Below are 24,023 nucleotides of genomic sequence, written 5' to 3' on the forward strand. Positions count from 1 at the left end.
AAATCGTTAATCGATGTCCGTTCCGAATATCTTCACTTCCCACAGCCTTGGAGTATACCAGTTGTTAGGGTTATTGTGCAGCTTTGCGCCTTGCATATTTATTCTTACATACCTGGCCGTATTTGAGAGGCTATCGGAAGTGAAGCCGTAAGACGTATTGCCGGTCCGATCCAAGGCTACCGTCCAATGGACATTGTCTGTGCTCGTCTCAATGTTATACTTGTAGAATCCTTCAGAGCCTTTTTGCATCCACCAGGAAATCTGCACGTTATTGATCTGTTGAACCGAGCCCAGATCTACCTTCCACCAATGCGGCCAGGCGCTGCTTGCGGCGGTCCATTCGGTTTGGTAGCTTCCATCATTGGCGTAGCTGGCCGGTTTGGTTCCCGACGCCGTTTGCGCCGTGGCCTCTTTGCCTTGCGACAGCAGTTTGCCGTTCTGGACGGGAACGACGACATCATCGTTTGCATTGTACAGAATTTGATCAAAGTAATCATAGAATGCGTAACCATTGGAGAACCAGACAGGGAGCAATCGTTCCTCGGTTGTACCGTTTTGCGTACCTGCCCAACCGAACATCCAGCGATAAGCCACCATCACGACGTTGTCGCCGGTGTTTGGCTTTACCCGCATCACGGAGCCCGATTGCGCCGAGAAGGTCGACGTATTGCCGATCACGCGCAGCTCAGACCATTCTCCATCCATGCTTGTGGCCGAGGAATACATCGGTATGCTTGGATACCAGCCGGCAGCCTGGGAAGAAAACAAATAATACATCCCGTCTTTTTTGATGACTTTCGGCAGTTCCCTATGTTGGTTATCGTAAATCACGGAAACTTGATGATCCACGTCCAGCCAATCGGAGGTCAACTGATACAAAATCGTATCCGAATTGTTATTCGCCGTGGAGATTAAATAGGCTGAACCGTCGTCGTCCTTGAAAATGGAGATGTCCCTGGACTCGTTTCCTTCCGGTCGAAAGCTTTTGTGAAACGTAAAGTGCTCTCCAGGCGTCGCTGAAGCCACCGATACTCTGGCCAGCGTGTAGTCCCTGCTGTTCTCGTAGTGGGCCCAAAATACAAATTTATTTGTAGGCGCATGGTACAGAATATTGATACCCTCAAATTTGGAATCGGCCAGGTCAGGATGATCCGTATAGGAAAGTACCACTTTGTCGTTCCCATAGGTTATATCGTCGGTCGACGTCTGTTGGATCATTTGGCCAAATCCGCCAGATGGCTTTTGCACGAAATTGAACCTGTAGTAGGTATCCCCGACTTTAAGTTCATTCGGAAGGTTTAGGGTTGATTTTGTTGTATTATCAAATGTGGTGAGGTTATCCGGAAGGACGTAAGGTGTGTATTCGGGCGAAACGGCGGAAGTTAACAAGGAATTGCCGGCATACGCCTTCACTTGATACTTGTATGTGCTGCCCATGTTAAGGTCATAATCATCCGTCGTAGTTCCGCCTAGTGTCTGCAATAATGCAAAAGGTTCATTGTTTTCGGATCTGAACAGCTCGTATCCCGTCGCTCCGTCGACAGGTGCCCAGTGTATTTTGGCATTGGATACTTCCGATTCGTTCTTCAGCACAAACAGGGTTGCGGCAATATTCGTTTCCTCGCCGGCAGCATGAACGGTTTGTGCCGAGGACGAGAAATGAAAGGCCAGCAACAACAATGCAATGACGATCGCCATCCCTTGTTTCCCTTTAATCACGCTTCATCATCTCCCTCTAACCAAACTTTATTTCAACTTCATCATGGCCATGACATCCGTCTCGCTCGCCTGGTTGTACCATTCGTTGACTTCTTCGATCACGTCGTCTCCGCCTTTTTCATGCCACTGTTTGACAAAGGCATCAAACGCTTCAAGCGGCTCATTGCCATAAATGATTTTGGTGAATGTTTCCTGTTCCATCGTGGTCAACTGCTCCCATACATTTTGCATCGTTGGTGTAGGCGGCCCATTAAATGCATTTGGCAGCAACGCATCCCGGTTTTCGTATGAAATCCGATACCCGTCTTTGGTCGTTGGATCACTTGATGCACTTCGGATCAGGACGCCCGTATCGGGCTTCGCACCATTCGCCAGATCGTAATACGATTTGCCGGGGCCGTCTACGCTCGGCGTATTTTTGGTAAATGCCATTTTCCCGACGCCTTGCACGGCATCCAAAGGCTTGTTGAATTTCTGCGGATCAAACGTCACTTCGTCATTGACGATATCATAATCGTATCCCTGGGCGTAGCCGTATTTAAACTCTCCGGTACCGAACGCGGCATCGTACATTTTATCGTAGTACAGGAAGAACGCTTCCATGTTCTGAAAATCCTTGTTAAACATAAACACGCCATCATTCAGCTGGGCGGATTGATAGGTTTTGTCACCGTTCACGCCTTGAATGGTCGGATAAGCGCTGATTTTCGCTCCCTCTATATTTTTCTCCACATCCATCACACTGCCGTATAGCCAAGGACGACCGATGATGATGCCTGCTTTCCCTTGGGTAAAATCCGACAGTGCGTCCCAAGCGCCCTGCGTGGCTAGTTCCTTGTTCAAATACCCTTTGGCATACCAATCGCGCAGCTTTGCAAGCGCCTCTTTGTTGCCGGCGGCCACCGATCCATAGGTCAGTTTGCCGTTATCGTTATACCATTGGCGAGGGAGATGTTTGCCCGTATATGCACTGAAAATCATGACCGGATCGCTGACCCAACCCGTGTTGTACGAATCTTTACCTGAGAACGTAAAGCCGTATGTATCTTGTTTGCCATTGCCGTCCGGGTCGTCATTGGTAAACGCCGCGATGACCTGCTCGAATTCCTCGATCGTCGTCGGCGCCTTCAACTGCAATTTGTCGAGCCAGTCCTGGCGGATCAGCATGACTTCGCCTTCCGTCAAATTCGGCGCGATTGCCATCCCGTACACTTTGCCATCCCTGACAACCGGATTGAAGGTCGACGGGTATTGTTTGTAAATTTCTTTAATCCGGTCAGGCATGTAAGCTGCGATATCTTCGGTAATTTCCTTGACCCGCCCGGATTCGATCAAATCATTCACCAGCATGGTGTCATACACCGGCAGAACGTCAGGCAGCTTCTCCGAGCCCGTGAGCGCCAGCCGCAGCTTGGTATTGTATTGCGAAGCGTCACCGCCCAGCAAGGTGGTTTCGACTTTGATACCCAGCTTTTCCTCCCCCCAACGGGTCAGCACATTGTCGTTCAAACTCTCGCCATTGATGTATTTGCCCGCGTTTTCATCCTGCTGTTTCGCAATCGTCATCGTGATCGGAGGATCGTATTTTCCGTCCTTGAGCACCGATTCCGTCGTGGCGACGGTATTGCTTTCTCCACCGCTGCAGCCGGCAACAAGCGCCGTCGACAGCATGATCATGCTTGCCATTTTCCAACCATTACTTCTTTTTTTCATTGAAATAATCCCCCTCGCTTTTATTCTTTGACAGCCCCCAGCACGATGCCCTTCACGAAATATCGCTGCAAAAAAGGATAGACCAATATGATCGGCAGCGTGCTGACGAAAATTTGGGCTGCTTTAATGCTTTGCTCCGACATGGCTTCGACTTCGGCCTGGCTCATGGCCATATTCTGCATGTTGCTCTGCACCACCACCGTTTGCAGAAAAGAAGCCAGCGGATATTTGCTCGCATCCGACATGTACAAAATCCCGTCAAACCAGGAATTCCAGTGCCCCACCATAATAAACAGGGATACGGTCGCCAGTCCCGGCAGAGACAATGGCAAATAAATTTTGCTGAGGATGGCGAAAAAGGACGCTCCATCAATAAATGCCGCTTCTTCCAACGCTTTTGGAATCGTTTTGAAGAAATTGACGAGAAGAATCAGATTGTAGGCTCCGAACGCTCCCGGCAGCACAAGTGCCCAAATGGTATCCTTCAATCCAAGGCTTGTCACCAAAATGTAAGAAGGGATCAATCCTCCGGAGAAGAGCATCGTAAAGATAAAAAACCACATCAGCGCGTTGCGGCCCCGGAACTCCTTGGAGAGGGCATATCCTGCACAGGTAAGGATAAACATGCTGATTGACGTGCCCAAAACCGTTCGAAGGATGGATGTCAGCATGGAACCGATGAAATTGGAATTGTTGAACGTTTTTACGTAGCTATCCACATTGAATCCGACCGGCCAAAACGACACCAGGTTGCCGCTAACGGCCGCTTTGCTGCTGAGCGATTGCGCCAATAGATGAAGGAGCGGAAGAAAACACGCCAGTCCCGCCAAAATCATAAACGCATAGTTGAACACCGAGAATACTCTATAGCCTGTCGTCTTATGGTACACGATCCCTCTCCCTCCCTGTTAGAATATTTTATAATTGGCATACTTATAGGCCAGCCTGTAGGATACGACGATCAAGATCAGGCTGATCCCCGATTTGAACAGTCCTACCGCGGTCCCGAACCCGTACTGTCCGTTCAGCAAGGAAGAACGATAGACATATGTGTCGATGATATCTCCCGTACTGTAGACCAGCGGGTTGTACAAATTGAACACCTGATCAAATCCCGCGTCCAGAATATTTCCCAGACTGAGCGTAGAAATGACGATAATCATCGGCAGCATGCTGGGCAAGGTGACGTATAGAATTTGCTGCCGGCGCGTGGCGCCGTCGATCTCGGCCGCTTCATAATAGGAAGGATTGATTCCTGCAATGGTCGCCAAATAGACGATCATGCCGAACCCGAAGCTCTTCCAAACGTCGCTGACCACCACCGTGAATCTAAACAGGTCAGGGTCCCCCAAAAAATAAATCGGATCGCTGCCGAACATCCACGTCAATAGCTGGTTGACGCCCCCATCCAATCCGAGAATGTCGATCATCAATCCCGCAACGGTGACCCAGGACAGGAAATGCGGCAGATAAACCAGTGTCTGCACGCTTTTTTTGATGCCGACATTTCGCAGCTCGCTGAGTAGAATGGCCATAATGATCGGAACGATAATGCCGACGATAATTTTGGAAACGGCGATTATGAGCGTGTTGACGATCGCTTGGGTCGCCTCGTCGTACCGAAATATTCTTTCGAAGTTTTCCAACCCGATCCACCGTGATCCGCTAATGCCCAGCCATGGTTTGTAGTCCTGAAACGCCATGAGCAAACCTACCATGGGACCGTAAGAAAAAATGCAGACAAACACAATAGCAGGAATACATAGTACATACAACGGCCAGTTTTTCTTGATTTCCTTTTTCCATGAATTTCGCCGGGAAACGGCTGTTATCGTTGTTTTGGCCGATTTTGCGAAACCGATGTCATTAATACTGCATACCTCCTTTATGACGACTCTTGGAATGCGATCCTCGTATTTAGCTTAACAAAAGCGCTTACATGCAAAAATGCCAACATTTCAAGATCATCACCTCAACCTGAATCATTTTGAAACCGCTTTTATTAAAACGCACATCCCACTCTTCCGCTTTTTGACAGTTTATCTTATGATATAGCTAATTCGATACGGGAACGCCGTCACTCAAGTTTTGCTGCGGGAAGGGAACGTCTATGATCAAAAAAATGTACATGAAACGATTTATTTATTTTTTTGTATTTTTTCTGCTGCTGACGTTAAGTTTGTTTTTCGTGATGAATCGCCTGAGTTCCAAAACGCTGGAAGAAAACCTGATCGGCGCTTCCAAAAACCAGCTTGATTACGTGAAGGGCATTCTTGACGGGATTATGTATGAGGCAAACATGTACGGGGTTCAGTTTGCGGCTGACAGCGATGTTCGCTTCTATCAGAACCATGTGATCGAGCTGAGCAATTACGATTCGCAAATGAAAAAAAATGACATCGTCGACCGTTTGCGGCAAACGCTCCTGTCCAGCCGATCCATTGAATCGATCGGTATTTACTGGACGTCCGAAGAAACGTTCCTGTCGACCAACAATACGCTTGAAGCGAGGCTTCCTTTCCAAAAGGTTCATCGCCAGGGATGGCAAATCCAGGGCGACAGCTTGTATTACTTTGCCATCTACCCTTACATCCATAAATCCGGGCAAACGGAACCGGCTCAGTATGTAGTCGGCGTAAAGCTGAATACCGATTATTTGAAAAGCCTGCTAAAAAAGGCGGTGAACAATGACAGCTCCAACGCCTTTTTCCTGTTTAATCAGCAGCGGTTGTGGAGTGAGGGAGAAGTCGATACCGACTTGTTGAAAGCGATTACGGATATGCTTTCGCCCGGGCAGGACGCAACGTTAAAATATGATTATCATACAAATTCGGACGATTACTATGTTCTTTCCCGATATATAGAACCGATCGATGCCTACCTGATTACATATACGCGCACGAATGATTTTCTGCAACCGCTCGACCGCAGCCGCAAAGTTTTCCTTGCCAGCATTTTAGCGGTGCTGACGCTCGGCCTGGTTGTCATTTTTACGTTTTACCGAAACTACGACCGCAATATCCGATTAATGGAGAAAAAATTTTTGCAGGTCGAGCAGGGCAATCACAGCACGCGCATTACCGAAAACACCGATAACGAATTTTACGGCCTCTTCCGGAGCTTTAACCACATGGTTGCGGAAATTCAGGGTCTGTTCGTATCTTTAAAGACTGAAACGGAGCTGAGAAGAAGTGCGGAGCTGAAACAGCTGCAAGCCCAGATTAATCCTCATTTTCTGTATAACAGTCTGTTCTTCATCATGTCGGTGGCCCAATTCTCTCCGGATGCCGTCATGCGTATGAGCAAACATCTGGCCGAGTATTATCGCTATTTAACCAAATTGGATCAGCATGAAGTCACTCTGGAAAGCGAGCTGCAATTTGCGGAACACTATCTCATCATCATGACGCTCAGCAAAAAGATCGAGTACAACATCGATGTACCGCCGGAACTGGCCTCCACCCCCCTGATGCCTCTCATGATTCAGCCCGTCGTGGAGAACGCCATTCAACATGGAATCGAAGGACAGCAGGGAGCCCATCGGGTAACCATCGATATCAAAAGGGCGGAAGGAGCCATTCTAATCAAAGTGTCGGATGACGGAAAAGGGCTTGCACCGGACGAAATTCGCCGTTTGGAGGCTCAGCTTGAACACGCTACCCCGCCGGAAGGGACAAGAGGCGTGGGTCTCTGGAATGTGAACCGGCGCTTGAAAAATACGTACGGAGAGGCTAGCGGATTGCAATTTTCCGTGAATGATTGGGGCGGCTTGTCCGTCCTGCTGCTGATCGAGATGCCTATAGAGAAAGGGGAACGCCTATGCGATTATTAATCGTGGATGACGGACATTATGTCGTCGAGTATATGAAACACTTGCTGGATTGGAAAGCCTTCGGCATCGATCAGATTGAAACGACGACCAATTCGATCGAAGCGAGGGACATGCTGAATCGAAGCCCTGTAGATATTTTGATCACGGATATCCGCATGCCTGAGGTTTCGGGATTAGATTTGCTTCAACATATTCACATAAACAGTTTGCCGACGAAGGTCATCATCCTTTCCGGCTATTCGCAGTTCGATTATGCGCAGCAAGGCATCCGGTTAGGGGCACTCGACTATTTACTGAAACCCGTAGATAAAGATGACGTCGAGAAAGCCATGTCTAAAGCCATCCAACACATTGTGAAGACAAGGCCCGTTCAACCTGCCTCATGGGACAACTTTGATGGTTTGGGGTACATGCTCTCCCTTCTTGGAGAAAACGAGGCATTAAAGAAGGAATTCGCTGCTTATTCGGAAGGTTTAGGGCAGCATCGTTTTTGCGGTTTCAGGGCAGAGGATTGTTCCCCAGAGGATGTGAGTCGTTTAAAGGATGCTGTCGGGGACAAATGGAGCCGTCTCGTTTGGACTGCAGGCAGGCGGCTGATCGCTTTTGTTCCGGAAGGCGCCGCGGGGAAACTGGCCGATCAGTTCGATCACGCGGTCTTGTCCCCTCCGTTTTCCTTGAACGATCGCAACGAAACCCGACAGCTGTTTTATGAATTTTTCCTGAATGAGGACGTATCATCAGACGACTTTACACGGGTATTCAAACAATTGCCGTCATGCGGGGAATGGGAATCCTTCAAAATTGTTGTTCATCAATATGAACGAATCGTTCACCGAAAACAAAAAATGATCTTTCTTATGGAGAGGATTATTGATATATATCTTGCAGATCAACATCGGAATGCCTCTGAAGCCGCGGATTGGATATTCAATCGGCTTCGGAATCCCGACGAACTTTGGCCGATTCTAAAGGGCAGCGTCAGCCGGATCAGCAGCAGCAAGCAGATGTCCATTCAGAACATCGTCACGAAAGTGCAAAGGCATATCGAAGACCATCTGGCTCATGGACTCAGCCTGGATGAGCTGGGGAAAGTCGCCCATCTTCATCCTGTCTACCTTTCCAAACTTTTCAAACAGGAAACGGGTGAAAACGTCTCTAACTACATCTCCAGGAAACGGTTGGAGAAAGCTTCACAACTGCTGCAGGACTCCGAACTTCGCATCGCCGACATCGCCCACATGGTCGGTTACAAAAAAAATCAGTATTTCATCCAATTGTTCAAGGAAAAATACGGAGTTACGCCCTATCAGTACCGCAGAAACACAATCCATCAATGAAGCGGAAAGTTACGCTGCCGTTGTCATTTCCATCGATACAAGAAGTCGCAAGGGAAGCGACTTCTTGGCATCCAAGGGTTTATTCGTCTGCACGAACTCATTGATGTTCTTACACGGAAATATCCAGACTTCCGCCCAAATTCGGATGCGGCGCCGGAACCGTCTTGAGCATCTCGGCCATCTGTTGGCCTTGTTGCTCCGCCATATTTTTGGACATGGACAACACTTGCAAGCTGGCTGACTGGGCAAGCGAAGTTTGGCTCATTGCGATCGACAAAGCGGCAATATCCATCCTCTCTCCTCCTTTCTCCCCTTGTATTCGGGTCTTTCCTATATATCGGTTGAACGTGCGCAAATTGAAAGACTTACCCCAAAACCTTCAGCTCGCCATCCATTTCCCGGCCTCGAATCGTTACCTTTACAAGCAGTTGTTCAGGCTGGGAATACTGTTCTTTGACCTCTGCAATCAGCTTTTTGGCGATCTCCTCAATCTGTCGCAATGTCGTATCTTCCGGCAGCCGGAGAATTCTGGCAATCTCATGCTGACGATAGCAGCTTTCATAACCCGGAACTGACTCCGCTCCAAGAGCTCTGATCTCGAATTCGACTTTCATATTTTCCGACATGTCGATCCATCCCTTCCTTTTCTCCGGAATTGCGGCGTAAAGCCTTCATTCCGTTCTTCTGTTTGACATGGACTTGGGTAAAAGCAGTTCAAATCTCGTCCCGTCATACGCACCGTTTAAATGAAGCGTTCCCCTATGCAATTCCGCAATCTGGCGGACGATGGACAACCCGAGCCCTGTACCGCCGTCCTCCGTCCGCGCGGCATCCCCTCGCACGAAAGGATCAAAGATCACGTCCGTCAAATTCGCCGGAATGCCTACGCCGTTGTCCGCCACCGCCAATGAAACGAACTCTCCCGCCTCCGCCAGCTCGATCGTTACCTTCGTTCCCGGCGGATTGTGCTTCATCGCATTGGTCAGCAAATTGGACATCGCCCGATGCATCAAGCGTAAGTCGCAATCCGCCATGAGGTGTTCCGGAGAGCAATCCACTTCCAACGTGTACTGTTCCAGTTCGAAGAGCTCGTAAAATTCCGCAGCAACCTCCCTCGTCAACTCGGCGATATCCGTATGTTCCAGCATGAGCGGATAATCCGGCCTGTCCAGCTTGGACAACATGACAATCTGGTCGATCATCGCGGTAACTTGCTCCGCTTTGCCATACATCAAACGATACGTTTTGACTTTGTTCTCTTCGCCCTCAACCATGTCAAGCTCCAGGGCTTTGGCATATCCTTGGATGATGGTGATCGGTGTCTTCAAATCGTGGGACAGATCGGCAAGCATTTGCCTTTTTTCCCGCTCCAGCTTGCGGTTGTCCTCCCGTGCCCGTTCCAGTACTTCCGCCATCTCGTTGAACGACTTCTGAATGACCTCAAATTCATAACCACCATCGATGTCCAGGCGCTTTCCATACTCTCCTTCTTTCATTCCCTGAATGGCAGAAGCGATCCGTTCGAGCGGTCTCGTCACCCGTCTCGCACTCCACATGCTGTAGACCACGCAGCAAGCGCCGAATCCACCGAACAACAACGTGAGATGAATATGATTTATCTCCAAAGTCTGGTTTTCCACATCAAGCACAAGCAGCACAAAGACCCCTATCACGATGCTTAGCGCTGCTGCAAACCAGACGGCCGACTTCAGCATGGCATCAAACCATTTTTCCTTCTTCAAGGGATATCCTCTTTTCTGGCAAACTTGTATCCAAGCCCCCGAATGGTCTGAATATATATCGGCTTTCGGGGATCTTCCTCCACCTTGTCCCTGAGCCTGGAAATGTGAACCATGACGGTATTGGCGTCTTCATAATAAGGATCGGACCACACCTGCTCGAAGAGCTGTTTTTTGGTATACACCCTGCCGGGCGCCTGCATCAGCATGGAAAGCAATTTGTATTCCATCGCGGTCAGCGCGATGGCGCGTTCTTTTTTATACAGAATGCAGTCCCGGTGGCTCAGCCGCAATTCGCCGACCACCGTAACTTCGTCACTCTCCACCTTCTGATCGGATAGGGACACGTCATTAAAATCATACGTCCGCCGCAGCAGCGCCCGGATTCGGGCCACAACCTCAAGCGGATTAAAAGGTTTCCCGATGAAATCATCGGCGCCAAGCAGCAGTCCGTTGATTTTGTCATCATGGCGATTTTTGGCAGACAACATGATGACTGGAAGCTTATATTCCGTACGCAACAGCTTCAGCAGCTCGATTCCATCGATGCCTGGCATCATAATATCCAGCACCGCAAGGTCGATTCGCTCGTTATGCAAGCACGCCCATGCCTCTGCGCCATTATGGGCCTCGATCACACGAATGCCTTCCTTAGCCAGAAATAAGCCGAGCAATTCCACAATCTCGTGATGGTCATCCACCAACAGCACCGTTCGTTCCACGCCAATCTCCCTCTTCCATCATTTGTACATAATCCCAGTGTATCATGCTCATCCTCTCTTGGCGTATTTTGTAAGGTTAATTTATGATTCGTGACAGTCCCATGAAAGAATCCGGCATTACAATGGGTCCAACGATATAAACCGCACGAATCAATCACACTAGGGCACTGCAAGTGCAGTACCATCTTCCGATCGCTGTTATCCTCAGATTGGTTCCTGCCTTCTCCGTTAACGTGTGGATGTTTTTGGCGGTTTATATAGGAACTTATTCTGCTTGAGGAGGCACATAACACATGAAACACCGATGGTCTTCTATATTGCTGGCCTTGCTCATGACGATCATGGGAACGGGATACTTCCCGGATCAGGCCGCAGCCCAAGAAGCGATTCGCCCGCATGAGTTGCAGCAGGCGGCCGATTCGGCCGTGGAAAAGGCACTGGCGCGCGAGTCCATTCCTGGCGTCGCCGTCGTTGTCACGCTGCAAGACCGGATCATTTTCCAGAAAGGATACGGATTCGCGGATGTTGAACATGGCGTACCGATGGACCCGGAACGAACGATTCTGCCGGTCGGATCGCTAAGCAAAAGCCTCACGGCAACAGCCATTATGCAATTGGAAGAACAGGGAAGGGTATCGCTGGATCAAGACGTGAACCGTTACCTCTCATCCTTCCATGTCCCGATGTTCCAGCAGCAGCCCATCACACTGCATCACTTGCTCACACATACTGCAGGTCTGGATGATGCCATGTACGGCGTAGAGGCCGCCTCTCCCTCCAAAGCCGTGGAGCTTAGGACATTCATGAAGCATTATTTCGACGAGCAGCCGCCTGTTCGTCTACCCGGCGAAGCATTTGCCTATAACAATGCCAATTATGGCCTAGTCGCCAGTCTGCTGGAGGATGTGTCGGGAAAACCGATCGATGATTATATGTCCCGGTATATTTTCGAGCCGCTGGATATGCCGAGTGCTGGCATTTCGGCCCCTCTATCACCGGACATGGCCCGTTCTTACACGTTTGAGGACGGATCATATGTCCCTCTCCCCCACTCATACGTCAACATGCCGGGTGCCGGAGGCGTAAGCATGGTGCCGATGGAATGGGCGCATTACATGATTGCGCAATTAAATGACGGCATGTTTCGCGGGAAACGTCTCCTTCATGCCGACACGGTGCGGCAAATGCAGGCACGCCACTTTGCCGAGCATCCCGACCTGGAAGGCGTAGGGTACGGTTTTTTCCGTACACGGCTGCGAAGCGGGCTGTTGACGTTGTCCCATACTGGCGATATTAACGGTTTTTCGGCCAAAATGGTGCTCGTGCCTTCCCGCAAGCTGGGCATATTCGTCATTAGCAACGCACCGTCGCAAGGCGGGAAATTGCACGATTCGATCATATCCTCCATCGTTCAGCTTCTTCCTGAAGCAAGACAAGAGCTTAAAGTGAATCAAACGCCGGTTTCTTCCCAGCTGCAGCAATATGCCCGGACCTATACGTTGACGCTCGGACCTTTGCATGGCTGGGGCAAGTGGCTGCGGTGGCTTGGGACAAGGGACTACGAAGTGAGCGCATCGGAGAACCACCTTGTTATCCATGGGATCTTTCCGGATGGGCCGGGGGAGAAGGAAAGTCGCATCTATGAGCCCATAGGCACCGGACTGTTTCGGGAACAAGAAAGCGACAATACCGTTTCGTTTAAGCAGGGTCGCGATGAATGGAGTATGAGTTTTACTCAGGGAGTTACCTTGGCTGAAAAACCTCCCTGGTGGCGCCATCCTGCCACATCATTAGCCCTATATGTTACGATTGCGGTGTCATGGGTGCTTTTATTCGTCATCGGGGTCGTCCGCTGTCTGCTGCGTGTTATTTCGCCCAAACGATTCGGCCCTGCCTCGGCCTGTTCATCCACATGGATTGCTGCCATATTTACCTGTTACTTGTCCGGGCAATTGTTGTATGGCAATTCGGAAGCGATGATCCATGGTTATCCCTGGTGGTATATTTGGTGTTTCTCGGCCTTGCCCTTCATCGGGCTGGTTCGTGCGATGCATGTTGCCGTCATAAAGCTCAGGCCTCTGCAATCGCACATTCGCAAACGGATCGTGCCCTTCTTGCCTTCATGCCTGATCGCCGGCCTCAGTTTGCTCACCGTTGCTTTTCTTTTTTATTGGAACATGCTTCCTCTACATTATAGTTGACTCATAGAGGCTCGTTCTCCATAAACATAGACAAAGGCGGCTTCGCATCATGCGAAACCGCCTTTGTCTTTTTGCCAGGTTCTGTCCGCTTCGTCCAGCAGACGATAGCTCAAAATCGTTTTGTTGTGAAAAGCAATGGATTCCACGTCCAGAAACGTTCCCTTAGAATGCCTGCAGATTCTCCATATGCACCGTTTGCCACTCGTCATACTGCTCGGTAACGATCGCAAATCCTTGCCGCATCCAAAAATCCACGGCCCCCGGAAGGAAGCGATGAGTATGCAAATACAGCGTATTGTACGCCATTTCCCGCACGGCATCCTTCAATGCGCCGGTAAGCAACGAACCGATGCCGTGTCTGCGGTATTCCGCATCCACGTAGCATTTCACCACTTCGGCGGCCGCCCCTTCGGGATACCGTCCTTTGATTTCTTCGATGCGCCCGTCGTACGGCACAATCCCTATGGAGCCAATAATCTCGTTGTTCTCGGTTACTGCGACCAGAAACTTGCTTTGATCCGAATGCATGTAATGCGCATGGAAATGCAGCAAGTCCGTCGGCAGCGTTTCGTGATTCAGCATCGGGAATACTTCGCGCCGCACCTTCATCGCAAACCGGACGGCTGCGTCCACCTGATGTTCCTGAATCGCCATGACTTTCGGCATGGCTTGAAGCGGTATGGCCATCTCCTCATTCCTTATCTCTTGGTTTGGGCTTGCCGCCCCCGGATCGGCAGGAAGCGAGCATTGCGATCAGCGGCTTCCATTCCCTTTCCATCTTATAAGAAATACGGCCGAACCAGCAATACGATAAAAAGGAAAGCCGATTCCTGCGAAGGGAAGTCGGCTTTCCTTTTTCAAAGCAAGCTTCTGTACGATTACTCAAAGTACTTTGCGCCATTGCTCGAGATGACCTCTTTGTACCAATGGAAGCTTTTCTTCGGAATTCTTCTTAACGAACCGCTGCCATCGTTGTTCCGGTCTACATAAATGTAGCCGTACCGTTTCTTCATCTCCCCGGTTCCGGCGCTGACAAGGTCAATCGGTCCCCAGCTCGTGTAACCGATGATGTCGACGCCATCCTGAATCGCCTCGGCCATTTCGGCAAAATGGCGATCCAGATAGTCGATGCGATAATCGTCCTCGACCGTATCATTTTCGAGCAGCACGTCCGTCGCGCCCAACCCGTTCTCGACGATGAAAAGCGGTTTGCCGTAACGGTCATGCAATTGGTTGCATGTAATGCGCAGCCCTTTCGGATCGATCGTCCAACCCCATTCGGAGGCTTCTAAATACGGATTTTTCACCGATCCGAACACGTTGCCCTCCGTGGAATTTTTCAGCACCTCCGGATCGGCGCTGGTACAGCGGCTCGCGTAATAACTGAAACCGATGTAGTCCACCGTGTTTTCCCGCAGCAGTTCGAGATCGCCTTCTTCCATTTGAAGCTCGATGCCGCGTTCCCGGAAAAAGCGTTTCGTATATCCCGGATATTCGCCTTTGGACTGCACGTCGATGAAGAAGAACGATTCACGGTCCAACTCCATCGCTTTCCATACGTCTTCCGGATTGCTCGTATACGGATATACCGTTCCCGCCGCAAGCATGCAACCAATCATCGCATTTGGAATGATTTCGTGACAGGCTTTGACGGCAAGCGCGCTGGCAATCAGTTCATGATGGGCTGCCTGGTACAATACCTTTCCCTTGTCGTCGCCGTCGTTCAGGACGATGCCCGCCCCGATATAAGGAAGATGCAGCAGCATGTTGATTTCGTTAAACGTCATCCAGTATTTCACTTTGTTCCGGTAGCGTTCAAACAATGTGCGAGCATATGTTTCAAAAAATCCGACCATCTTGCGGTTGGTCCACCCGCCATAGTTCTTCACCAAACTTACAGGTACATCGAAATGGCAGATCGTAACGACAGGCTCAATGTTGTGCTTGAGCAGCTCGTCAAACACATCGTCGTAAAATTGGAGTCCGGCTTCGTTCGGCTGCGCGTCATCCCCGTTCGGGAAAATACGCGCCCAGGCGATGGACATCCTAAAGCTTTTGAAGCCCATTTCCGCGAAAAGCGCAATGTCTTCTTTGTAACGATGATAGAAATCGATCGCCCCATGGGAAGGATAAAACTCGCTTTCTTTGGGCTCAAACGAATCCAGGGCTCCCATTGCGATCTTCATGCGGTCCGGTCCAATCGGGATCAAATCCACCGTGGTCAGACCTTTGCCATCTTCCAGATAAGCGCCTTCGAGCTGATTGGCTGCAGTAGCTCCTCCCCAGAGAAAATTCTCCGGGAAGGACGTATACGTTTTAAACATATATTTCGTTTCCTCCTATCCAAACTTGAAATCAAGTCATCTGAAAATCATTGATTCGGGGAAGTTAACCCAAAACCGTAAGCAGTTTTTCTTTTTCGTTCACGGTGGCGTGTTTGGTCCCTACGATATCCAGATAAGCGGACGTGTTCGCAACGATAATCGGCGTTACCGTTTCATACCCTGCATCCTTGATCGCCTGCAAATCGAATTCCATGATCAGATCACCCACGCTGACGCGGTCCCCATCTTTCACATGCGGCGTGAAATGTTGGCCTTTCAGCTGAACCGTATCTTGGCCGATATGAATGAGCATTTCCACGCCGTCGTCGCTGACCAGTCCGATCGCATGTTTCGTGCGATACACCGTCTGTACTACGCCGTTAACAGGGGATACGACACGGCCGCTTGTTGGACGAATCGCAATGCCTTTACCCATATGCTCTCCGGCAAACGTCACATCGTTGATCTCTTTCAGCTCGACCACTTCGCCAGCCATCGGGCTTGCGATTTCGAATCTTTGGTTCGGGTTTGGTTCCAATTCTGTTTTTGGCGCAGGCGCCGCCTCTGCCTTCTTCTCTTCCGGTTCTTTGAATCCAGTCACATAGACGAGAATGAAGCCCAGGATGAATGCAATCAGCGTAGCCGCAATCGTCCAGAAGAATATAGCGTCCATGCCTGTTTCTGGGTTAACGTAGCTCGGATATCCGAAAATGCCCAGACCACCGATGATGTACCCTTTTGTGCCCACATATCCGAGAATGCCGCCTCCGATGGCCGCCGCGATACAACTCATGATGAACGGTTTTTTCAATGGGAGCGTCACGCCGTAAATAGCCGGTTCAGTTACTCCGAAAATACCCGATATAAAGGCCGGAGCGCCCAGCGTTTTCAGTTTGGTGCTTTTGGACTTGACGATAACCGCGAGCACAGCTCCGATCTGAGCAAAGGATGCCGCGAAAGACATCGCCAAAACCGGATCATATCCCAAATTCGCCAAGTTCACGAAGGCCACAGGAACGAGTCCCCAGTGAAGTCCGAACAATACAAACACTTGCCATAGACCACCGATCACGAGACCTGTAATCAGAGGACTCAGTCCGTAAATCCAAGTTGTGAACGCTCCCAGCAATTGACCCGCCCATGTAGAGATCGGACCGATTAACAGGAACGTAAGTGGTACGATGACGAGCAAAGTGCAAAACGGAACCAGGAAGTTGCTGACCACTTTAGGCATAACTTTTTTGAAAAACCGCTCTATCTTCACCGCAAAGAACGTGGCTACGATGATCGGGATAACCGATGAAGCATAATCCATCAAAATGACCGGGATACCTAAAAATTCAATGCGAATAGGTGATTCGAACAAGGTGCCGGCAAACAACGTATACATGGGCTCTCCGGCTCTGATGCCCGCCAATGTCGGGTAGACCAGCGAAGCACCGATGGCCATGCCCAGGAACGGTGTTCCTCCGAACTTTTTGATGGCTGTGTATCCAAGGAAGATCGGGAAGAAGTAGAACAAGCAATCCCCCACTGCATTTAACAGCGCATACGTCCCTGACGTATTGTCCACCCATCCCAGCGATACAAACATGGCTGTAAATCCTTTGATCATCCCGGTCGCGGCAAGCAAACCAAGAACCGGAGTAAATACACCCGAGATCATGTCTATAAAGCGGTTAAACAAGTTGCCCTTCGGACCGGAGTCTGCTTTGTCTTCATCTACCTGACCTTCGGCAGACAAATTCCCTGCTTTGACAACGGCTTTATACACATCAGGCACTTCATTTCCAATAACGACTTGGTATTGGCCGCCACTCTGCATGACGGTGATGACGCCTGGCAAATTTTTAAGCTCTTCCGTTTTGGCGACGCTTTCATCTTTCAGTTTAAAGCGCAATCTCGTTACGCAATGGAACACGCTGTTTACGTTTCCGGGACCACCAACGCGGGACAGAATGTCCTTAGCCAATTGATCGTAGTTCATTGTAATTCTCCCTTTCTGATTGAACTTTCTGCGGTGAAACAAAGAAAACCTGAACTACTGAATCCACGCAGCGCGCCGGTATTTCTCCGGAACACAGGTCGTGTGATTCAGCAATTCAGGTTTTGCCCTTAACGGTTGCAACCCTGTAAGGCTGTACACAATAGATATTTGGTTGTGAACCCCCACATCTTGTTTCAAAAGTAAGTTGCAACCCATCTTTATCGTTTCAAGGTGGTCGGAGTTGCCTGATTGAACAGTTACAACCCGTTTGTTGTATGCGCTTACTTTATGTGATTATAATAGCTCATCCGTTTTACAATTGCAAGCGTTTTATTATTAAAATTAATAAAATTATTTTACTCTGTCGTCGCATGCACTACACGCTCAATGTGGATGGACAGATACATCAATTCTTCGTTGGTCAGTTGATACGTGTAGTTGTTTTCGATGAACTTTTTGATTTTGAGCGAGCATTTGTGAGCTTCCGGATATTTCTTCTGGATCATTTCGAACAACTCGTCATCGTTGTTGTTTTTGTAATGTTTGCCGTTGACCAACCGCTGCGAGAAAAACTTCAAATGGGTGACGAAGCGATAATACGTCAGTGAATTTTCGTCAAAGTCCATTTTGAAGTGATACTTGATGATCGTCAAAATCTCCTGCATCACTTGGGTCATGCTGCGAATATTGGGCATTTCCTCGTTGAGAGCGGCGTTTACAAAATGCAGCGCCATAAATCCGGCTTCGTCCTCGGGCAGCAGGATGCCGAACTGGTCGCAAATCATGTTCAGCGCCTCGAGCCCCACTTCGAATTCGTCCTTGTAGAGCTGCTTGGTTTCCCATAACAACCCGTTCCGAATAGGCAAATTGTTTTTGTAACGCTCGATGGCAAAGTGAATGTGATCGGTCAGGTGAAGATAAATGCTTTCGTTCAGCTTTTTGCCCAGCTTCAATTTGGCATAATTAATGATCTCCTCGGATACCTTCATGTACTCCAAGGGAATGCTTGCGATCAGCGCTTTGAAATTTTCCTGGATGTCTTCGTTTTGAAGCGTGAATATTTTATCAATATGCTCTTCGGCAACCATGTCGCCCGCACGCTTCTGAAATGCGATTCCGCGCCCGATCACGATGACTTCCCGCTCGTCCTTAACGGCAACGACAGCATTATTGTTGAGGACCTTTTCAATTTTCACTTTATCACTCCAATATACAGAAAAAGGCAAACCTTACCTTCGTCAGGTATATGGCATCGCCCATTTCAATGTCAACTATTGCGTGAAATTATGTTATTACATTTTTCTACATTATACAACAGTAATTTTAATGGGTTTGAAACGATCTTGTTTTATTCGCAGGGATGAATCACGGCGGAAATCATGGCGTTTGCATTTAGACAATATAGTTACTTGGAGAACGATAAAGATTAAAAAATCTCCTTTTCGGTACTCGTCAATTATAGATCTAAGTTTCCCTCCTGAAACCGGTTTTCATGCAAGTCCTTGCATCGTTATATGATATTCAGGCTGTCCTGATGCGATATGCGCCCCGTTTTCTGCGGGTGAACATGCGTAGTTATATGAGGCCAAATATAAATCGTTTGTAAATGTTGGGAAATTTCAAATTCCGGAAACCAACATGTTTTGATCCGAAAATGGATTTATACTTTCTTTCACAAAAGGTTACAGATTGAACCTTTCCTTGATCTGCCGAGCCGTCTCCTCCGGACTCAGATTCGTATTATTGATTCTAACATAGTGCTGATGCGTGATTTCACCTGGTTCTGAATTCAGCCGATACTTTTCCATGCTTTCCAGCAAGTCCTGCTCGGACCATGCCACATCCCGTTTCGTTGGTTTGTGCAGCAGCCTGTGCGGACTGCGATTGCGTTCAAGCCGTTCCGCCGGATCGGCCTCCAACTCCACGTAGCACACCTGCGCCCCTCTCGATTCGAACATTTCACGAAGCTGCCGGATGTATTCCCCATCCTCGGCCACATCAAATGCCCACACATATGTAAAAATTAATCCGGGAAGCTCGCTTTTCGATACCTCTTCGAAAATTTCCCGGCGGAACAAGCTGACGAGCCGTTTGCCCTGCGGGGTACCGTAACTGAAATAAGACGATACCAAATCGATCGTCATGTGATTGTGAAATAGCTTTAGGCCGGTGATCTTCTCCAGCTCCTGCCCTACCGTCATCTTGCCTACCGCTTGCGGCCCAACAATAATAACCAGTTTCATGGTGATCACTCCTCGTTTTGTTCGTATATCCCACCTAAGAATATATTGGATATCCACCCATATTACATGTGAACAGGAAAATTAGATATACTTCAGTCCACGTTTTTGCAAACCAAAAAAGAGACTTCAGCCCCTTCGGCACATGCCGGAAGTCTGAAATCTCTCTTGTTGCTGCGAATGAGCTCAGCCATCGAACATCATTGTCCAATGAGCACCCATCCCCATTTCACTTTGCGCAAACCGATTGCAACGATCCAGGATAGAAGCAGCGCAGCCGCATAAGACATCGCGATGCCGAGACTGAAATGCTGCAGCAGCGGGGCCGCAAGTTCGCGCCGCCAGAAGAGCAGAATCATCGGATGAATCAGGAACACGCCGAACGAAACGGTACCCAGCGAATTCAACACTTTGGTGACACGTTTGGCAGCAGGCCTTTTCCGGCGCTCAATCCATGCGCATACGAGCAGCAGCAGCAAGCAGGCAGAAAGTGTAAACAAATTCCGAAAAACGAATAATAGCGTATAAGCCACGAATGAATCGGAAGCAAACATGCTTTTGATCATTCCGCCGCCATAGATAAAGACGGCCCCTCCGGCAATCAGGGCGAGCAGCAGAGCGATTTTCCATGCCCTCAACGTCTTCAGTGCCGCCTCGTAATTCAGGCCAGCCCATGCACCGAAACCGATGACAATCAGGTAGCTTGGCAGCAGGCTGCCGAGCCGCTCAAAGTGGAATTGCAAATGGAGCGCATAAAAAACGGCTTGCCCTGCCACAAAAAACAGAGGGAAATATCGTTTTACCAACCGATATCGCGTCAAGGCAAGGAGCCAAGGAAATACGATGTAAAATTGCAAAATAATAAGGAAAAAGTACAAATGGGTGTGCGCGCGTCCCGTCAGCAGCTGCTCCGCCAAGCGTGGCCAATGGTCCTGCGGCTGTTCGCCGGCAAGCCATTCCTTGACGACAAAATAAATCAGCGACCAGACGAGATACGGGACGAACACGTATAACAAACGTTTTTTGTAAAACTTCAGCTTCCAGCCCTGCTCATTGGTTCGTGCGCTATAGTTGTAGAATAACACCAGTGACGATAAAAACAGGAATGCCGGTACGGCAAACTGCAAAAAGCTGTTCCAGAAAAAATAAAACTGGTGGTCCAACGTCTGTTTGGGATAATGCGCGACCGCCGTAGACGTTGCATGAATGGCCACCACCGCCATGATCGCAAAGGCCCGGTAAAAGCCCAAATACGAAATGCGCTGTGGCCGAGTAGCCGGTAGTTCCATACGAAAACCTCGCTTATGCCTGATATGATAGTTTCCGGCCGCAATCCAGATTCCATCTTCATTCTAGTGGGCAAGCGAGGTTTTTTCAATCTTTATCCATATCATTTTCGTCATTTTTCAACAAAATTTGCAGTAATCCTTGGAGACTTGATCTTAACTCGATCGCACTTTTTCCGCTTCGAGTTCAGGATGTTCGTCAGCCTTCGGCAGAACGTAGGTGAACGTATAACTGCCCGAGCCAAGCTCCACGCGGGTATCCGGCCCTTCTGCCCGGAACGCGCGGATCGCCGTCACCTCATCCAAAGGCTGCCCCTGCTCCTTCACTGCAGCTTTCGCAGCAAGCGGAAGGAGCACCGTGCCCGAAACGTTGGCCGGAATGTGAACCTCCACGATCATTTCGCCATGGTCGTGGCGGTGCCATGACGACGAAACCGCGCCATACATGGTGTCCACCTTGGCTTTGACCCAATCCAATCCGGGTCCCGGCTGTGGTTCGATATGCACCATGCCGAAGCCGGGGCGGTTTTCATCCGGACGTATGCCTGCGATATCACGGTATAACCATTCGCCAATCGCGCCGTACGCATAATGATTGAACGAATTCATGTCCCTGCTCCAAAGGCTTCCATCTTCCCGCATGCCGTCCCAATGCTCCCACACGGTCGTGGCACCTTGCGTCACTTGGAACAGCCAGGATGGATAATCCTTTTGAAATAAAAGGGTATAAGCCAAATCGCGATGACCAGCAGCGCTGAGCACAGGGTTCAGATATGGCGTTCCGACAAAACCGGTGGTCAGATGATTGCCCGCCTCTTCAACCAATTTCACCAATTGATCACCGGCCCGTTTGCGGTGCTCTGGTTCCAGCAGGTCAAAGTGCAAAGCCAATACATGCGCTGTCTGCGTCGGCACGGAAATGCGGCCGGCAGGTGTAACGAATTCGTTGCGGAAAGCTTGGATGATCTGTGCATGCAATTGGTCGAAGTAAACCGCATCCTGATCATACCCCAACACGCTGGCTGCTTTCCGTGTAAGGGAAACCGAATACGCATAAAATGCGGTCGCGACATAATCCCGGTCGGTAGCCCCGACATAACTTCCCGGTTTCGAATCGAGGCCAAGCCAGTCCCCGAAGTGAAAGCCCGTATTCCATAAGTAGGGGTTATCGCCTTGCGATCGAATGTATTCGATCCATTGCTTCATGCTGTCATATTGTTCGGCGAGCAGTCTCGTATCTCCATACATTTCATAGAGCGTCCACGGACAAATGACCGCTGCATCGCCCCATGCCGCCGACGAATGGGCGCTGTCGCTCCCGGATACGTTGACGTCAGGCACAAAAAACGGAATGCCCCCGTCCTCATGCTGGTCTGCCCGCAAATCCCGCAGCCATTTCGTGAAAAATGGAGCGGTGTTCATCAGATAAGACGCCGTGCGGATGAACATCTGCGCATCCCCCGTCCAGCCGAGCCGTTCGTCGCGCTGCGGGCAATCGGTCGGCACGTCGAGGAAATTGCCCTTTTGCCCCCACAAAATGTTGTGGTGCAGCTGGTTGACGAGCGGACTGGAGCAGGCGAATTCGCCCGTGCGTTCCATATTCGAATGAAGCACAACACCTGTAAAATCGTCGATCTGAATCGGTTCGGAGAAACCGATCAGTTTCACGTATCGGAACCCCTGGAACGTAAAATGCGGTTCATACGTTTCAACGCCCCCGCCTTTCAGCGTATATTGAACTTGCTGCTTGGCGGAACGCAAATTTTCCGTATAGAAGTTGCCGGCATGGTCCAGAATCTCCGCATGCAGCAGTTCAACCGTTTGCCCAGGATCACCCTGCACGCTGAACCTCATCCAGCCCACCATGTTTTGTCCCATATCGAGCACACGATCGCCTTCCGGCGTGGTCAGCAGCGCAATCGGCTTCAGCTGCTCCATCGCCGTAACCGGGACGTTCTCCTGCGCAACGATGATGTCTTTGGCATGGTCCAAAATCGCTGCCGGTGACCAGGATGCGCGGGATTCGTCCAGCCAATCGGACTCCAGCCGGGCGTCGTACGTTTCCCCCATATATATGTCCGACATGGCAATGGCGCTGGCGGATGCCATCCAGTCCTTTCCCGACAAGATCCGATCCTCGGAGCCGTCTTCGTATCGAATATGCAGTTCCAGCAGCAGCGCGCGATCGTCGCCGAATAATCCCTTTCGGCCGTCCCAGCCCAAATGCCCGCCGTACCATCCGTCTCCGAGAACCGCGCCGATCACGTTTTGCCCGGCCACGAGCATGGACGTAACATCATACACCTGGTACTGCAAACGTTTGTCGTAACTGGTCCAGCCTGGCGTAAAATAATGATCTCCTACCCTGGCACCATTCAGGTGCAGTTCATATAACCCGAGTGCTGTCGCATAAATGGTTGCCCTGACTACCGCTTTTTGCAGTTCGAACACTCTGCGCAAGCGCGGGCAGGAAGGATCGTCCTTCAAGGCTGCACCGGCCGTGATCCAATCGGCTTGCCATCGGTCTTCCGCATCCATCAGGCCTGTTTCGAAAAAAGCCGGTTCCGACCATTCCGATTCATTGCCCGCACCATCCCAAGCACGAACGCGATAATAGTATCGGGTTCGGGGGACAGGCTTCCAACCGGTCAGCTCCACATGAATGGAACGGTTGGAATGTTGCCGTCCCGAGTCCCACTCGATTCGGTTCATTTCGGGTACGAGGGATAGCTGGATCTGATAAGCTTCCTGGACGACGTTCCGGGCATCGGATTGCAGGTGCCAGCTGATCCGGGGGGACGAAATGTCCAGTCCGATCGGATTTTTCCGATATTCGCAGCGAAGATGATTAACGATGAACATGGTTGCAGCATCCTTTCCGCATGGTCTATTGTAAGGGCTTACGATATAATTATATCGACCC

The 24,023-nt window shown here is 49.9% G+C and carries 18 protein-coding genes; 3 read left to right on the top strand and 15 right to left on the bottom strand.

Going from position 1 to position 24,023, the window contains the following annotated elements:
• Positions 1 to 6: 6 nt before the first annotated feature.
• The 4 genes from SNR34_RS19360 to SNR34_RS19375 are packed head-to-tail and all read right to left on the bottom strand — an operon-like array spanning position 7 to position 5,294.
• Positions 7 to 1,719: a discoidin domain-containing protein gene (locus tag SNR34_RS19360; protein WP_486179979.1), complete on the bottom strand. Its 1,713-nt coding sequence runs from the start codon at positions 1,717 to 1,719 to the stop codon at positions 7 to 9.
• A 27-nt stretch (positions 1,720 to 1,746) separates the two neighbouring features.
• Positions 1,747 to 3,432 (bottom strand): type 2 periplasmic-binding domain-containing protein, encoded by a 1,686-nt coding sequence (locus tag SNR34_RS19365; RefSeq protein WP_486179980.1) that lies wholly within the window; start codon positions 3,430 to 3,432, stop codon positions 1,747 to 1,749.
• A 20-nt stretch (positions 3,433 to 3,452) separates the two neighbouring features.
• Positions 3,453 to 4,322, bottom strand: a complete 870-nt coding sequence (locus SNR34_RS19370; protein ID WP_236412062.1) for a carbohydrate ABC transporter permease — start codon at positions 4,320 to 4,322, stop codon at positions 3,453 to 3,455.
• Positions 4,323 to 4,340: 18 nt separating this feature from the next.
• A complete protein-coding gene (locus SNR34_RS19375; protein ID WP_438286786.1) occupies positions 4,341 to 5,294 on the bottom strand; it encodes an ABC transporter permease in 954 nt (317 codons plus the stop codon).
• Positions 5,295 to 5,542: 248 nt separating this feature from the next.
• Between SNR34_RS19375 and SNR34_RS19380 the strand changes: the two genes are divergently transcribed.
• Complete coding sequence (locus tag SNR34_RS19380; protein WP_486179981.1) at positions 5,543 to 7,264, top strand: sensor histidine kinase; 1,722 nt, start codon at positions 5,543 to 5,545, stop codon at positions 7,262 to 7,264.
• Positions 7,252 to 8,601 carry a response regulator gene (locus SNR34_RS19385; RefSeq protein ID WP_486179982.1) on the top strand — a complete coding sequence of 450 codons (1,350 nt, stop codon included), beginning with the start codon at positions 7,252 to 7,254 and terminating at the stop codon, positions 8,599 to 8,601. The genes SNR34_RS19380 and SNR34_RS19385 overlap by 13 nt, the downstream gene beginning before the upstream one ends.
• Positions 8,602 to 8,710: 109 nt before the next feature.
• On the opposite strand, the gene SNR34_RS19390 is transcribed toward SNR34_RS19385, so the two are convergent.
• The 4 genes from SNR34_RS19390 to SNR34_RS19405 form a co-directional block, all read right to left on the bottom strand.
• Entirely contained in the window at positions 8,711 to 8,893 is a 183-nt protein-coding gene (locus SNR34_RS19390; RefSeq protein WP_236412057.1) for a YjfB family protein, read from the bottom strand.
• 73 nt (positions 8,894 to 8,966) lie between these two features.
• A complete protein-coding gene (locus SNR34_RS19395) occupies positions 8,967 to 9,227 on the bottom strand; it encodes a hypothetical protein (protein WP_486179983.1) in 261 nt (86 codons plus the stop codon).
• 45 nt (positions 9,228 to 9,272) lie between these two features.
• Positions 9,273 to 10,343 (bottom strand): sensor histidine kinase, encoded by a 1,071-nt coding sequence (locus SNR34_RS19400; RefSeq protein WP_486179984.1) that lies wholly within the window; start codon positions 10,341 to 10,343, stop codon positions 9,273 to 9,275.
• The gene (locus SNR34_RS19405) at positions 10,340 to 11,062 is read right to left on the bottom strand and encodes a response regulator transcription factor (RefSeq protein ID WP_236412050.1); all 723 of its coding nucleotides are present in this window, start codon (positions 11,060 to 11,062) and stop codon (positions 10,340 to 10,342) included. The genes SNR34_RS19400 and SNR34_RS19405 overlap by 4 nt, the downstream gene beginning before the upstream one ends.
• Positions 11,063 to 11,355: 293 nt before the next feature.
• Between SNR34_RS19405 and SNR34_RS19410 the strand changes: the two genes are divergently transcribed.
• Complete coding sequence (locus tag SNR34_RS19410; RefSeq protein WP_486179985.1) at positions 11,356 to 13,263, top strand: serine hydrolase domain-containing protein; 1,908 nt, start codon at positions 11,356 to 11,358, stop codon at positions 13,261 to 13,263.
• 162 nt (positions 13,264 to 13,425) lie between these two features.
• On the opposite strand, the gene SNR34_RS19415 is transcribed toward SNR34_RS19410, so the two are convergent.
• The 7 genes from SNR34_RS19415 to SNR34_RS19445 all read right to left on the bottom strand — a co-directional run bounded on the left by SNR34_RS19415 (position 13,426) and on the right by SNR34_RS19445 (position 23,962).
• Entirely contained in the window at positions 13,426 to 13,950 is a 525-nt protein-coding gene (locus tag SNR34_RS19415) for a GNAT family N-acetyltransferase (protein WP_486179986.1), read from the bottom strand.
• A gap of 191 nt (positions 13,951 to 14,141) precedes the next feature.
• Entirely contained in the window at positions 14,142 to 15,587 is a 1,446-nt protein-coding gene (locus SNR34_RS19420) for a 6-phospho-beta-glucosidase (protein ID WP_486179987.1), read from the bottom strand.
• Positions 15,588 to 15,651: 64 nt separating this feature from the next.
• Complete coding sequence (locus tag SNR34_RS19425; RefSeq protein ID WP_486179988.1) at positions 15,652 to 17,574, bottom strand: beta-glucoside-specific PTS transporter subunit IIABC; 1,923 nt, start codon at positions 17,572 to 17,574, stop codon at positions 15,652 to 15,654.
• A 356-nt stretch (positions 17,575 to 17,930) separates the two neighbouring features.
• Complete coding sequence (gene licT, locus SNR34_RS19430) at positions 17,931 to 18,770, bottom strand: BglG family transcription antiterminator LicT (protein ID WP_236412032.1); 840 nt, start codon at positions 18,768 to 18,770, stop codon at positions 17,931 to 17,933.
• A gap of 486 nt (positions 18,771 to 19,256) precedes the next feature.
• A complete protein-coding gene (locus SNR34_RS19435) occupies positions 19,257 to 19,817 on the bottom strand; it encodes an AAA family ATPase (RefSeq protein ID WP_486179989.1) in 561 nt (186 codons plus the stop codon).
• Positions 19,818 to 20,014: 197 nt separating this feature from the next.
• On the bottom strand, positions 20,015 to 21,103 hold the full coding sequence (locus tag SNR34_RS19440; RefSeq protein ID WP_486179990.1) for an acyltransferase: 1,089 nt from the start codon (positions 21,101 to 21,103) through the stop codon (positions 20,015 to 20,017).
• A gap of 153 nt (positions 21,104 to 21,256) precedes the next feature.
• Entirely contained in the window at positions 21,257 to 23,962 is a 2,706-nt protein-coding gene (locus tag SNR34_RS19445; RefSeq protein ID WP_486179991.1) for a family 78 glycoside hydrolase catalytic domain, read from the bottom strand.
• Positions 23,963 to 24,023 lie beyond the last annotated feature (61 nt).

The organism is Paenibacillus sp. XP01 (assembly GCF_057364885.1).

Bases quoted from the DNA above. Each gene is read 5' to 3' on its own strand.
- SNR34_RS19420 (WP_486179987.1), bottom strand. From the start codon at position 15,587: ATGTTTAAAACGTATACGTCCTTCCCGGAGAATTTTCTCTGGGGAGGA.
- SNR34_RS19445 (WP_486179991.1), bottom strand. From the start codon at position 23,962: ATGTTCATCGTTAATCATCTTCGCTGCGAATATCGGAAAAATCCGATC.
- SNR34_RS19365 (WP_486179980.1), bottom strand. From the start codon at position 3,432: ATGAAAAAAAGAAGTAATGGTTGGAAAATGGCAAGCATGATCATGCTG.
- SNR34_RS19380 (WP_486179981.1), top strand. From the start codon at position 5,543: ATGATCAAAAAAATGTACATGAAACGATTTATTTATTTTTTTGTATTT.
- SNR34_RS19425 (WP_486179988.1), bottom strand. From the start codon at position 17,574: ATGAACTACGATCAATTGGCTAAGGACATTCTGTCCCGCGTTGGTGGT.
- SNR34_RS19385 (WP_486179982.1), top strand. From the start codon at position 7,252: ATGCGATTATTAATCGTGGATGACGGACATTATGTCGTCGAGTATATG.
- SNR34_RS19390 (WP_236412057.1), bottom strand. From the start codon at position 8,893: ATGGATATTGCCGCTTTGTCGATCGCAATGAGCCAAACTTCGCTTGCC.
- SNR34_RS19410 (WP_486179985.1), top strand. From the start codon at position 11,356: ATGAAACACCGATGGTCTTCTATATTGCTGGCCTTGCTCATGACGATC.
- SNR34_RS19395 (WP_486179983.1), bottom strand. From the start codon at position 9,227: ATGTCGGAAAATATGAAAGTCGAATTCGAGATCAGAGCTCTTGGAGCG.
- SNR34_RS19440 (WP_486179990.1), bottom strand. From the start codon at position 21,103: ATGGAACTACCGGCTACTCGGCCACAGCGCATTTCGTATTTGGGCTTT.
- SNR34_RS19415 (WP_486179986.1), bottom strand. From the start codon at position 13,950: ATGGCCATACCGCTTCAAGCCATGCCGAAAGTCATGGCGATTCAGGAA.
- SNR34_RS19435 (WP_486179989.1), bottom strand. From the start codon at position 19,817: ATGAAACTGGTTATTATTGTTGGGCCGCAAGCGGTAGGCAAGATGACG.